Annotated in this window: 10 protein-coding genes; 1 reads left to right on the top strand and 9 read right to left on the bottom strand. The window is 40.1% G+C overall.

The window, feature by feature from the left end:
- Window positions 1-2: 2 nt before the first annotated feature.
- The 9 genes from NHG65_RS07960 to galU all read right to left on the bottom strand — a co-directional run bounded on the left by NHG65_RS07960 (window position 3) and on the right by galU (window position 10,925).
- Window positions 3-1,460 carry an MOP flippase family protein gene (locus NHG65_RS07960; RefSeq protein ID WP_207975704.1) on the bottom strand — a complete coding sequence of 486 codons (1,458 nt, stop codon included), beginning with the start codon at window positions 1,458-1,460 and terminating at the stop codon, window positions 3-5.
- A 4-nt stretch (window positions 1,461-1,464) separates the two neighbouring features.
- On the bottom strand, window positions 1,465-2,454 hold the full coding sequence (locus NHG65_RS07955) for a glycosyltransferase family 4 protein (protein ID WP_499183141.1): 990 nt from the start codon (window positions 2,452-2,454) through the stop codon (window positions 1,465-1,467).
- Between the two features lie 37 nt (window positions 2,455-2,491).
- Window positions 2,492-3,706 (bottom strand): EpsG family protein, encoded by a 1,215-nt coding sequence (locus tag NHG65_RS07950; RefSeq protein WP_207975708.1) that lies wholly within the window; start codon window positions 3,704-3,706, stop codon window positions 2,492-2,494.
- A gap of 116 nt (window positions 3,707-3,822) precedes the next feature.
- Window positions 3,823-4,932 (bottom strand): glycosyltransferase, encoded by a 1,110-nt coding sequence (locus NHG65_RS07945; protein WP_207975710.1) that lies wholly within the window; start codon window positions 4,930-4,932, stop codon window positions 3,823-3,825.
- 60 nt (window positions 4,933-4,992) lie between these two features.
- Window positions 4,993-7,188 (bottom strand): polysaccharide biosynthesis tyrosine autokinase, encoded by a 2,196-nt coding sequence (locus NHG65_RS07940; RefSeq protein WP_207975712.1) that lies wholly within the window; start codon window positions 7,186-7,188, stop codon window positions 4,993-4,995.
- A gap of 15 nt (window positions 7,189-7,203) precedes the next feature.
- Window positions 7,204-7,638, bottom strand: a complete 435-nt coding sequence (locus NHG65_RS07935) for an arsenate reductase/protein-tyrosine-phosphatase family protein (RefSeq protein ID WP_198642553.1) — start codon at window positions 7,636-7,638, stop codon at window positions 7,204-7,206.
- 19 nt (window positions 7,639-7,657) lie between these two features.
- Window positions 7,658-8,794: a polysaccharide export protein gene (locus tag NHG65_RS07930; RefSeq protein ID WP_207975714.1), complete on the bottom strand. Its 1,137-nt coding sequence runs from the start codon at window positions 8,792-8,794 to the stop codon at window positions 7,658-7,660.
- Window positions 8,795-9,087: 293 nt separating this feature from the next.
- Window positions 9,088-9,981 (bottom strand): sugar phosphate nucleotidyltransferase, encoded by an 894-nt coding sequence (locus tag NHG65_RS07925; RefSeq protein WP_207975715.1) that lies wholly within the window; start codon window positions 9,979-9,981, stop codon window positions 9,088-9,090.
- A gap of 44 nt (window positions 9,982-10,025) precedes the next feature.
- Window positions 10,026-10,925 (bottom strand): UTP--glucose-1-phosphate uridylyltransferase GalU, encoded by a 900-nt coding sequence (gene galU, locus NHG65_RS07920; RefSeq protein WP_207975717.1) that lies wholly within the window; start codon window positions 10,923-10,925, stop codon window positions 10,026-10,028.
- A 672-nt stretch (window positions 10,926-11,597) separates the two neighbouring features.
- Here galU and NHG65_RS07915 point away from each other — a divergent pair.
- Window positions 11,598-13,184, top strand: coding sequence for a TerC family protein (locus tag NHG65_RS07915; RefSeq protein ID WP_207975720.1), 1,587 nt, complete (start codon window positions 11,598-11,600; stop codon window positions 13,182-13,184).
- Window positions 13,185-13,202 lie beyond the last annotated feature (18 nt).

Raw genomic sequence — 13,202 nt, 5'->3', positions numbered from 1 at the left:
TATTAAAACCGACCTTTAATAACTTCTTTCAATTCAAGTAGAAGTGGTGAAGATGAAAAAATAATTGTTGTACCGTAAACACAAACTCCAAAAAAAACGGATAGGAATAGCACAGCAGTATTATTTAAATCAAAGAAACTTTCCGTTACAAACTTAAATACCCAAACGAAAATTAGCATCGGAAGTGCGATTTTCAGAGGTACTATTAAACTCAAAAGATATTCTTTGTAACTATCTCCTAATATAGGCTTTATCAAAATAAAGTAGCTAAGAACAGTGTTTATTATCTGAACAATTAAAAAACCAATAGCCACCCCTGTAACACCATAATACAGACCACCGACAAACATTGTCGGAAGAAATAAAATCGTCTTAAAAATATTAAATTTAAAGCTAATATCTACTCGAGCTTTAGCCATTAGCAATGCACCGATCGGATTGCCTACAGAACGTAGCAATCCAACAATGCATAAAATTTGCATTACAGGAGTAATAAACAACCATTTTTCACCAAACATAAATAATACAAAATTTTCCGCAACTATGGTCAATCCGAGTAAAAGAGGGAAGTTTATTATTCCAACCAGGGAAAGCAATTTATAAAAATTAAGTCTCAGTTTTTTAGTATCATCTTGTATTTTTGAAAAAGCAGGAAATAAAACCCTCGTGATAATTGGGTTCAATTTCATTGGAGGTATTACAGTCATATTATAGGCTAAGTTATATCCTCCAACAGCAATAGGACCGAGTAATCTAGCTAGAATTACCGTTGAAATATTCACATTGAAAAAGTTGACTAGATTATCAGCAGTAAGGTAAGCGCCGAACTTTAAATTATCCTTTATTTTATAAATAGAGAATGAAAAAGATGGCCTATACATTTTCATACCATTGATATAAAATAACATGGTTCGTGCTACAGAGTTAACGAGGTATCCCCATACAGCCGATATCGCAAATGGGTAGTATAACGCTATACATATAGTAAACAAGAAACCCAGTAAAAAACTCGTCGTTTCTATTTTCCCAATTATTGAAAATTCTAATTCTTTCTGAAGTAACGCTCTGTACTGTTGTCCGTGCGGAATAAAAATAAATGCGATGGACAAAAGCTCAATTAATTTATCTAAACCAGCTAAATTTAGAAAACTTGATATATTACCACTCAAAGAAAAAAAAACAGAAAAAACAAAAAAACCAATTAAGACATTAACCCAATATAGAGATGTTAACTCATCAGGTGTGATATTTTTCTTTTGAATTATCGAGTTCGATATTCCGAAATCTGAAAGAGTATCAGCCAATGCAATAATGATCATGGCCGCTGAAAGCAAACCGAATTCTTTTGGCTCCATAACCCTGGCTAGAATTGTCATCTGCAATAAACCTAACCCAACAATACATACTGTTGAAAGCGCGGTCCATTTTGCCCCTTGAAATGCCTTAGCTTTTAACCCCATTATTTTACCCAATTAATTTTTTTAATTCTTGGTTAATTTTATTTGTTGTTTTTTCCCATGTAAACTTTTTAGCTTGCTCTAAACCTTTTAATTTCAAACTTTCTGTCACTGACTCAGAACTAACCACTTTTTCCAGAGAGTACACCATTTCATCTATATTACATGGATCTACAAGTAAAGCGGCTCCTCCTGCAACCTCCTTAAGCGAAGTTCCATTAGATGTTATTACAGGAGTACCACACGCCATTGCCTCTATCACTGGGAGACCAAAACCTTCGTATAATGAGGGAAAAAATAACAATGAAGCCCCCTTATATATTGTAGCCAATACATCATCAGAAACTTTCCCTGTGAATATCACATTTCCATCGACTCCATAATCATTAATTTTTTGCATTAATTCATTAGTAGCTTCGCCAGTGAAAAAGTAATTATGTGTTTTCGATAGACCTGACCTAGCATATGCTTGAAGTGCCATTAACTCATTTTTATGCCGCCTACGATTTCCAACTGTCAATATATATGGACGAACCGCCATATAACTATCCACATTAAAGTTAAATGATGGTGATACACCGTTCCCAACGACTATTACCTGATCACTATCTACATGACTCCACTCGCAGATTCGCCCCTTTGAAAATTCAGAAACGGTGAATATTTTTGCTGTTTTTTTACACGCATTTTTTAAAATTGTATTATAGTATATTTTTTTTAATAGTGTTGTATTAGAGGTTACATCTATGTGATTTAAGTCATGTACCGTTATGACACATCGCTCTAAATATTTTAACGGTGAGTTATATCCAGGTGAAAAAAAATATCCCTTGTTCTTACTCAAGTATTTTGTAAGCCTAAAACTATCATATTTATTGGCTGGATCTCCACTTAGTTTTATTTCTTCTAAATTATCTACAGCACCATAGATCTCTCGTGCAAATCGCCCAATACCATGCTCGCCAATCCACCTCCCATCAAAGAGAATCTTTGACATAATACCTCCAAAAATTAATTTAAAAAATTCAATTTAATTACAATGCGTAAATATAATATAAGGCTTCTGTTGAATACCAAGGATAGCTATACCATAAATCAAACCCATCCATTCTTTCGCTATAATACGGCCCCAACGTCACCACCCTAACAATGAAATATAAAACAAGGAGTATCCTATATACATTACTAATCCGATAGAATGCAAAAAACATAAAATACCCTAAAGCAACAGCTGACATAACCAAAAATATTCTTGATGATAGCAATGGAATGGGTAATAAAAACAAGTAAGACATGCATGCTAAGTAAAAGAATTTCTTTATTTTTTCTAAATCGCCGTTTTTTGGTCCAAAAAACCAGAAACCAACAAGCATTACAAACATATATTTTAAAAAGGTATTCCCTGATTCGGTGCTATTCCTATCCGCTATATTATTATAATACTGCAGCTTAGCTGCCAACTCACCGACAACCGGTATATTAAAGAGTATAGACAATTGACTTAACAGTAATGAGAACAATAATCCAAAGAAAAGAAATAGCCCGAGAGTTATAAATTTTTTCTTCCTATTTTCGCTTAAGAATATTTTCAGAACCACATATATTGGAAGCGATGATAAATGCCCTCCTATAGCGAGAATCATTGAAATGATTCCTTTCTTATTTTTCAATCCATAACTTAAGGCAAACAAAAGAAAAGGCGTTGCTATCATTTGCCTCATCAGCTGAGTTGATAATGCAAACATGAAAAAACCGATGCACGAAGCTACACAGAGAGATTTTTTTGTCCCCTCCAATTGATCCAAACCATATTTCTCTAACCATACATAAAAAGTAAAACAACTAAAAAAGGAAACTAGAAAAAACAAAGCCGTTGGCTTTAGTTCACCAAATAGAATTATAGTTATTTTGAAATACAATGAAATTAGAAACTCAATTCCTTGAGAATACTGAGCTATACTTCCCCCCTTTAATAACTCTTGGTAGGCGGAGTAATAATGAGCAAAGTCATCGCTGGTTGATAAAAAATACCCTCGTGATGAGAAAATGATACAACCACAAATTATTGCAAAAATACTCAGATATACTCGCAAATATCTGTTAGCAAAAAACGTTGGAAATATAACAAGAAGGGATAAAGAAAAATAGAATGCAAGTAGCGGCGAAAATAATCCTATTGCAATTGAAAATATAAGTAACATTCCGAATAGCAACTCATATAACTTGAACTCCATTTTATTTATATTCATAAGCCAAACCTTTAGAATTCGATTTATTAATCACTTGAAAACATTGACCAAGTAAACTATCCATACTGTTCATCTTGTCTTTTACTGGTTGTGAATTCTATAATGATAATATAAACTTATTTATTACTTTGATTCTTGTTTATAATAGTGAGCATTTTTTTTGTCTTTTCTTTCCATGACTGATTTTTTACAACGACTAACTGATTTTCCAAAAAAGCACTATCTCGCGCTTTCAAATAGCTATCCAATAATTCATTATAGTTTTTGTACTCATACAAAAATGACACTTCACTTCTATAATCAAGATTTACTCCACGATACAATACATTTAATCCCGAGGCGGCATACTCCCATAATTTCATTGGGCTCCGTCCTCTATTTGCACCTGAATCATTTAAAGGAAGCAAACCAACCTTTGCGGCCCTAAGCTTTACAGCAGTTTCTTTATAACTTATAGGTCCACAGAACTTAAGATTTTTTAATTTTAACTCTAATCGTCTAATCTCATCCTTCAAGGTTGCATCGATAGGACCATATATACTAAATTCATCATCTACAAACGCTCCAGCCAGACATTCTATGGCTTTAATATCAAATCGATAATCTATAGCACCTATATAAACAGCACCATTTTTTACGACATCCTTATCTATAAAGAAAACATCATCATCATATCCGTTATTTATAACCTCAATGCTATCTCTAATAGGATTTTTTAAAGCTAACTCAGCGGCAACTTCTTTCGATGTAGCAATTGTACAATTCGCCTTTTCTAGTAATCGACGCTCATACTCTAAAACCTTGTCTCCTGACATTGAGCTATAGTTATCAGTTGGTCTATAGACAAGGCTTTTAAATTTAAATATGTCGATGTATGGCTCAAAAAAAGGATAGTCACAAATAACCACATCGTAGTTATTTTCTCTGCAATTGTGAGCATTAAATAATAAATTTAACCATTTATTTATTATAATAACAAATATATTTCTCTTCATGGTTATTGGAAGTAAAAACTTTAGTTCTTTAACTTTTATCGCTTCTTCCGTCTGAATTATACCTTGTTTTTTCTTCCCGAATATCTTATGGATAAACGAATACGGTGTCCCTACAAAAGTCACATCATTACCATTCTTTGCCAACTGATTTGCATAATGATGACTACCTATTTTAAAATTAGACACAGCACGAGTGTGACTTATAATTAATACTCTTTTCCCTGATTCCACTTAACCACCTCAATAAATGAATAACTGCCACTATATTTATATAGCGGCAGTCAAAGTCAATCAATTGCTTTTATTGCTATCATAATTATAACCATAATAGTTATAACCATAACCATAATAGCTGCTTGCCTTTTTGACAACACCATTGAGGATGCATCCTTTAACATTTACACCGCTCTGCTCAAAACGCTTGATACTTACGTCAATCTCTTTGACCGTGTTATTTTCAAAACGTGCTACGAGTAAAGTAGTCCCAGCATAGCGCCCAATAATAGCAGCATCAGTTACAGCTAAGATTGGTGGTGTATCTATCATGACAAGGTCATAGTTTTTTGCAGCCCACTCGAGAAGCTCTTGAAATCTTTCATGCATCAGTAGTTCTGCCGGATTCGGTGGAACCTGTCCCCTTGATATGAAATCAAAACCAGCACTCGGAACAACCTTGATTACATTTTCTCTTTTTACCTTTCCAACAAGATAATCAGAAAGCCCACCATCGTTACTGACATCAAATAGTTTGTGGACATAACCTTTTCGCATATCCGCATCTATAAGCAATACTTTTTGACCGCTCTGTGCGATGACAGATGCTAAGTTTGTGCTCACAAATGTTTTACCCGCACTAGGACTTGCACCAGAAATCATTACAGCATTATTTTGTGCTTCCATCATTGCGAAATGCAAACTAGTTCTAAGACCTCGTATTGCCTCAATAGCCAAGTCTGCTGGATTTTCAACAGCTAAAAATGCACCTGACTCATTTATTTTTTTCTGCCCGCTGGTCAAGCGTCTATTTCTTGCTTTATTTAGAGTATTCTTTTGCAACCATTCTGAAACAGGAATGCTTGCATAAACATTAATACCTTGCTCTTCTAATTGCTCTGGAGACTCAATTCCTCTTCGTAGGAATACATTAACCAAGACAACACCGATAGAAACAAACCCACCTAAGAAAACACCAATAATTATGATTAAAAGTTTTTTTGGTTTTACTGGAGTAGGTTCGGTAATTGCCCGATCAATTATTCTGACATTTCCTATTGCACTAGACTTTGCAATATTTAACTCTTGTTGTCTATTGAGAAGCTGCATATATACAGCTCTACCAGAATCAACATCCCTACTTAATCTCAAGACTTCCTGTTGAGTCGCTGGCATTGCTGAAATCTGTTTATTCAACTTTGTTTTTTCTTGTTGTAATGTTTCTCTTTTTTGCATCAAGGCATTGTAAGTCGGGTGATCTTTTGTATAAAGTTGAGAAATCTCCGCCTCTCTAAATGTCAACTCATTTAACTGATTATCAACATTAACGATACGATTTAAGACAGACTGTGCTTCCAAATTTAAATCAACTGAATCTTTTTGTCGACGATAAGCATTTAATTTATCTTCGGCTAAATCAAGTTCTGCACGAACTTTTGGAATCTTTGCATCTAAAAAATCTAGACTTTTAGAATCTTGAGCCGCTTGACGATCGATGTTTTGCTGTAAATAATTTGTACTTATACTGTTTAATATTTTACCAACTAACTGAGGGTCTTCACCAGTTATCGCTAAGCTTAGCATTCCCGTATCTTTACCTTGCTCTTCAACTGTAAATATTTTTTGTAAATTAACAATTGCATCTAATTCAGTTAAAAGCTGAACACTAAACTCAGTGCCTGTAGTAGCATCCAAGCTGTCCACTTTCAACGTGATTCCGTGTTTATTGAAAATATGTCCAACACTACTTTCACCTTCGAAATCATCGCCAATTATCTTAACTTTATTGTCACTTAAAACCAATATAGTTAACTCTGGTGCTTTACTTTCCCCATCAGCTCTAGGAATATATAAATGGCTAATCTTTATATCACCAGGTTTATTTCCTAATAAACGTTCAAAGCCACGACCAAATATCGGAAAGTATTTTTTCTCAGTTACCACTTGCAGGTTTAAATCACTAACGGTTTTCCCCAAAATCATCCTGGATTGTAGCAATGATATTTCTGGTGCAGATTGCGGCTGTCTATCCGGGAGCATTTGACTCAAATTATCTAGAATTGCATTACCCTGTTTTTGCTCAACCTGGATCAAAGCGTTCGCCCTATATACAGGTGTGGAGAAGATGCTATATACAATACTGAGCGTTAAAAAAATGGTAGTAATACCAGTGATTAACCACCGATGGTCTATTATCTCACCTAAAAGCCGACCAAGGTCGAATTCGTCTGATTTATCATTACTGGAATTTTTTGCTATATTCTTGTTTAACATTGTAAGTCCTACTAACTATCGACTTAAGGCTAATGCCCATTTCTGAGCTGATTCATCAAGAAGACCGTATACGAACTCAAAGGCTTCTCGACTCTGGCGATACGGATCAGCTATCTCACGCTGCCCAATCCAATGACCGAATAGCATGGTTTTACCTCTAACCTCCGGTGCCAGACGACAAACAGCCTCGATATGACTTTTTTCCATAACAAGAATAAGATCGAACTCACGACACATTGTAGCCGTAAGCTGCTTCCCTTGATGGCCTTCTAGAGACAGTTCATGCGACGATGCAACTTCTTGCGCTGTAACATCTGCAGGTTTTCCTACCAATGCACCAAGACCTGCAGAAATAACTTTTTTTTCTGGCAAATTTTTCTTCAACAACCGTTCTCCAGTTGGAGAACGGCAGATATTGCCAACACAGACGACTAAAATTGAATTAAACATATCCATACCATTTCTAATACTAAGGCCAATTGCGGATACGAAGTGTCCCTTCGGTAAGGTCATTGAAACCTGAAATTGTTGGTACTAGTTGGCTAATAACCCTATTCCAGCGGACAACAGGTGCTGTAGTCACATAAACAATATCATAAGGCTGAAGATGGAATTCCGTACCCATTACCATTGCTGCAGCATCAGATGCATTTAATTGGTAAATATTTGCCAATTTTTTGCCCTCAGTGCCGCGCAGTGGGCGAATAACAAAAACTCCTGTTGCATCAGAGAAAGATTGGTCCATTCCTTCAGCATTTCCCAAAGCTTCAGTCAAGGTCATACCACTACGATCCATCTTTAGCGTTGTTTGCTTTTTCACTTCACCCATTACGAATACTTTCAAATCATCATTGCGTGGTATGTAAAGAATATCGCTTGGATAAAGTAAGTGATTCTGCGTTAGATCACCTTTCTGCATTAAAGCTTGTAATGAAATGCTTATTTCTTTGCCGTTATGTGTCAAAACAACATTACGCCAATCTGCATTTTCAGATAAACCACCAGCCGAATTGATCGCATCCATTACAGTCATAGGGACATTTGTTATGGGTTGTTGACCTGACTTGATTACTTCTCCAGTAACATATGCCTTTTGGGAGCGAAAAGCAGCGATGCTGACATCTACCTGTGGGCTTTCAATATATTTCGCCAGTCTAGATGCTATATCGCTGCGTACTTCGTTGACTGTTTTACCTGCGACCTTCACTTTGCCGATATACGGATAGAAGATAGTGCCATCCGAGTTTACCCAGTTGCCAGTGTCACTAGCACTACGATACTGACCTGCAGGAGTTGTTAGTTCTGGATGATCCCACACGGTCACCATCAAAACATCGCCAATGCCAATCCGGTACACATAATTTTGTATTTCGCGCTCTAATACAGCATTAGGCTGAGCAGTTAATGGCTTCGGTCGCATCTTTTCAACTAAACTTGGTGTCATCGGATAGACATTCACCAGTTTATCGATATCAAAATCTTCATCCTGCTGTTTTACAACATCTTTCCCACTAACCGAAAGGTGAGTACCCGGTACTATTGTACAACCGCTGATTACACTAATTGATACCAATAGCGGTATCAGTTTCCATTGATTTTTTGCCATCGAATTATCATCACTTTCAAAGTAAAAATGGTTACTGTGCTAAGTCCCATACCTGCCATGGCGCTTTTGCGAGACTAAGCAAAATGCTTTCAGCCCGTCTTCCATGCATATCAAAAAATACGCTCTCATTGAACAAGCGTTGAATCCAAATTTGCTATGCTCGAATGTCTTAATAGTATTATTACACAATTACCCAGTAGAAGAGTATGGCTGTTGCATGTACTTTCACTAAACACGGCTAAAGCCGACCTCCCAACAATTTGATACCGGCAGGTTACCGTTATTTTAAAAGTCTATAATGAAAGTTGCTCAGCCCACTCTCGAAACGCCTTCCCCTGCGTAGGATGACGCAGACCATAGGTGACAAACGCCCGCAGATAGCCCATTTTTTCGCCACAATTGAACGATTCACCCACAAGCTCTGTCGCTTCGACCGGTTTGTGTTTCAACAACTCGGCTATGGCATCTGTCAGTTGGATTCGTCCCCACACGCCTGGCTCTGTTTTTTCCAGAATCGGCCAAATATCGGCAGAGAGGACATAACGCCCTACCGCAGAGTAATTGGATTTCAACTGAACCTCACGACCCGGTTTTTCGATGATCGCAGTCATGCGAGAACTTTCACCAGGTTGCAGCTTGTTTGTTTCACATTCTACCACCGAGTAGTCGTGCAAAACATGCGCATCAGCAGCCTGAACCAGCACCTGACTCAGACCGCTCTGTTCAAAACGAGCAATCATATGCGGCAGGTTGTCTTTTTTCAGATCGGCTTTTGCGTCGTCTAGCAAGACATCTGGCAACAGAACCACAAAAGGTGAGTCCCCTACCAGCGGCTTAGCACAAAGCACGGCATGCCCCAAACCTTTTGGCTGCCCTTGACGAATATGCATCAATGTCACGCCCTTGGGGCAAATAGACTGCACTTCATCAAGCAGTTGGCGCTTAACGCGCGCTTCAAGCATCGCTTCCAGCTCGAATGAAGTATCAAAATGGTTTTCGATTGCATTCTTCGAAGAATGCGTCACCAGAATGATCTCTTTGATCCCTGCTGCGACGCACTCATTAACAATATATTGAATCAACGGCTTATCAACGATCGGCAACATTTCCTTGGGAATTGCCTTGGTTGCCGGCAACATACGCATACCCAGGCCTGCAACAGGAATGACAGCTTTTAACTTGGTCATGGTAATCCTCTTATTACTTGTGATCGTCTTTTCAGCCGCAACTCTTACTTGCTGTTCAGTGCCTGTTTCAGCCACTGGGTGAAGTCTTCGCCTTCGGAGACATGACGCAGACCGTACTGTACGAATGCCTTCATGTAGCCCAGTTTATCACCGCAGTCATGCGATTTTCCGCTCATATGGAAAGCCTCTACGGTTTCTTGCCCCATCAGTGCAGCAATGGCATCGGTCAATTGAATTTCATCACCGGCACCCGGTAAGGTTTTTTCCAGCAGCGGCCAAATATCAGCAGACAGGACATAACGACCGACTACCGCCAGATTTGAAGGTGCATCTTCGCGGGCTGGTTTTTCAACCACCGCAGTCATCGGGGTGCTCTCCCCCGCAGACAACGCAGCACCGCCACAGTCGACAACACCGTATTTCGAGACGTCTTGTTCCGGTACCGGTTCCACCATAATTTGGCTAAAGCCCGTATCGGTGAAACGCTGAATCATTTTGGCCAGGTTATCTTTACGCAGATCGGCAGTAGAGTCATCCAACAACACGTCTGGCAGCAGAACGATAAAAGGATTATCGCCTACCATCGGTTTGGCACATAACACCGCATGGCCCAGGCCTTTAGCCTGACCTTGACGCACTTGCATCACCGTCACATCTGCTGGGCAAATGGTCTGCACTTCTTCCAGTAACTGGCGCTTAACACGCGACTCCAAAACAGCCTCAAGTTCAAAAGAGGTATCAAAGTGGTTCTCAATCGCATTTTTGGAAGAGTGGGTTACCAGAACGATATCTTTAATCCCGGCTGCTACGCATTCATTAACGATGTATTGAATCAGTGGTTTATCGACCACCGGTAACATTTCTTTAGGAATGGCTTTTGTAGCTGGTAACATGCGGGTTCCCAAGCCAGCTACGGGAATTACAGCCTTCAGACGTTTTTGCATGATTTTCATCCACAATCAATAGTTGTAACGTAGCCGAACTCAGCCTAATCCGAAAGGTTATGAAGCCGGAGCGAACCGGTTCAGGCACGCTACCGCCCCTGGCTTTCAGCTACCAATGCACTGTCATCGTTCTTTATGCTGCGACTGCGGGTTCCAATCGCATTGGAATGTAAACTGAGGGCCATACTCTTTTGCTAAGCGATAGTTAGATCACATAAAAAACAAAATAAATACGCCCTTATAACCAAACGATGATACTTGTAAATGTTTATGTGGCTAAGATTCTTATACTATTGCCTTATCGATACAAGCCTAAGATACCTGTTAAGTACCCTTTTCAGAATAAGACTACCCACGGGGGTAAACTGAACAAAGTGTAGCAGGCTATAGTATCCATAACGGTTTGATTTTTAAAAATTATATTTACGCTGTTTATATCAACAGGCGTAAAGCCCCATGCTCCAACAATAGTCACCATTTTAAGAAAATCACTCATTCCACGCGGCTTTACATTCTGAATGCCTCCTGGAGAGATGATTTTTTATGCATCATTTTTGCTTAGCGCTCTCATGCCACAGATACGTTCTCTGTTTTAAAGTTGAATTTTCCCGGCCCAACACCCATCATTCGCTTGCGGGATAAGCCGTCGAACTTACAGGTGAAATTGGGCGTATGGAATGGATCGCAGATCCAACAATTTGGGCCGGCCTGGCCACTCTGGTGGTGCTGGAAATCGTTCTGGGTATAGACAACCTTATCTTTATTGCCATTCTGGCGGAAAAACTACCGAAGCATCAAAGAGATAAAGCCCGCGTCGTGGGTTTATTGCTGGCATTGCTGATGCGTCTGGCGTTATTGGCCTCCATCTCATGGCTGGCGACACTCACTCAGCCCCTATTTTCGGCCGGTGGACACCCCTTCAGTGGCCGCGATCTTATTATGCTGGTTGGCGGGGTCTTCCTGTTGTTCAAAGCCACCATGGAGCTCAACGAGCGGCTGGAGGGTAAAGACGAAGAACAGCAGGGGCAGCGAAAAGGGGCTCGTTTCTGGCCGGTAGTGGCGCAAATCGTGGTACTGGATGCGGTTTTTTCACTCGACTCAGTGATCACCGCCGTCGGTATGGTTGATCACCTGGCAGTAATGATGCTTGCGGTTTGTATTGCCATCGGGTTGATGTTGCTGGCCAGCAAGCCGCTGACGCGCTTCGTCAATGCCCACCCTACGATTGTCATCCTGTGTCTTAGTTTCCTGTTGATGATCGGTTTCAGTTTGGTTGCCGAAGGCTTTGGCTACCACATTCCGAAAGGTTATCTGTACGCCGCCATTGGTTTCTCGGTGATGATTGAAGCCTTGAACCAGCTATCGCAGTTTAACCGCCGTCGTTTCCTGTCGACAGTTCGACCGTTGCGCGAGCGTACTGCAGAGGCAGTCCTGCGCATGCTGAGTGGCAAACATGAAGAAGCGGAGGTAGACAGTCATTCTGCTAACCTGTTGGCCGATAGCGCCAATGAAAGCGGCGATATTTTCAATCAGCAGGAACGCCATATGATAGAGCGCGTGTTGGGCATGGCGCAACGTACGGTGAGCAGCATCATGACCTCCCGCCATGATGTGGAATATCTCGAGCTGAATGATCCGCAGGAAAAGCTGACCCAATTGCTGGAAAAAAATCAGCATACGCGCATTGTGGTGGTAGAAAACAGCGCCAGCGATGAACCGCTCGGTGTCATTCATACCATAGACGTTCTGAAGCAGCAGTTGACCCAGGCCCCACTCGATTTACGCGCGTTGGTACTGCAGCCGCTGATATTCCCCGAACAGTTAACCCTATTAAGTGCTCTGGAGCAATTTCGTCAGGCGCAGACGCATTTTGCCTTTGTGGTAGACGAGTTCGGTTCGGTTGAAGGGATCGTCACGCTAACCGACGTGATGGAAACCATCGCCGGCAACCTGCCGGAAGCCGGCGAGGAAATCGATGCCCGCCATGACATTGTGCAAAATGATGACGGAAGCTGGACGGCCAACGGCTATATGCCGCTGGAAGATTTGGTACTGTACTTGCCGTTACCGTTGGAAGATAAACGTGAATACCACACGCTGGCTGGTTTGCTGATGGAACACAGCCAGCGCATTCCTCAGGAAGGCGAACAGTTGCGGATCGGTGACTACCTGTTTGAACCGCTTGAAGTCAGCAGTCACCGTATTTTGAAGGTGAAGATCACCCCGCTATTGGTTCCAGAACCAGACTACGAGGTTTAAACCGGGGCCGGGCATCTT

The organism is Serratia myotis, assembly GCF_027474885.1.
In the GTDB taxonomy this organism is placed as follows: Bacteria; Pseudomonadota; Gammaproteobacteria; order Enterobacterales; family Enterobacteriaceae; genus Serratia; species Serratia proteamaculans.
The sequence above is the reverse complement of the archived record's forward strand: the minus strand, read 5'-3'. Positions and strand labels throughout refer to the sequence as shown.

Excerpts from the sequence above, each read along its gene's own strand:
- NHG65_RS07960 (WP_207975704.1), bottom strand. The coding sequence starts at position 1,460 with ATGGGGTTAAAAGCTAAGGCATTTCAAGGGGCAAAATGGACCGCGCTT.
- NHG65_RS07955 (WP_499183141.1), bottom strand. The coding sequence starts at position 2,454 with ATGTCAAAGATTCTCTTTGATGGGAGGTGGATTGGCGAGCATGGTATT.
- NHG65_RS07950 (WP_207975708.1), bottom strand. The coding sequence starts at position 3,706 with ATGAATATAAATAAAATGGAGTTCAAGTTATATGAGTTGCTATTCGGA.
- NHG65_RS07940 (WP_207975712.1), bottom strand. The coding sequence starts at position 7,188 with ATGTTAAACAAGAATATAGCAAAAAATTCCAGTAATGATAAATCAGAC.
- NHG65_RS07935 (WP_198642553.1), bottom strand. The coding sequence starts at position 7,638 with ATGTTTAATTCAATTTTAGTCGTCTGTGTTGGCAATATCTGCCGTTCT.
- NHG65_RS07930 (WP_207975714.1), bottom strand. The coding sequence starts at position 8,794 with ATGGCAAAAAATCAATGGAAACTGATACCGCTATTGGTATCAATTAGT.
- NHG65_RS07925 (WP_207975715.1), bottom strand. The coding sequence starts at position 9,981 with ATGACCAAGTTAAAAGCTGTCATTCCTGTTGCAGGCCTGGGTATGCGT.
- galU (WP_207975717.1), bottom strand. The coding sequence starts at position 10,925 with ATGCAAAAACGTCTGAAGGCTGTAATTCCCGTAGCTGGCTTGGGAACC.
- NHG65_RS07915 (WP_207975720.1), top strand. The coding sequence starts at position 11,598 with ATGGAATGGATCGCAGATCCAACAATTTGGGCCGGCCTGGCCACTCTG.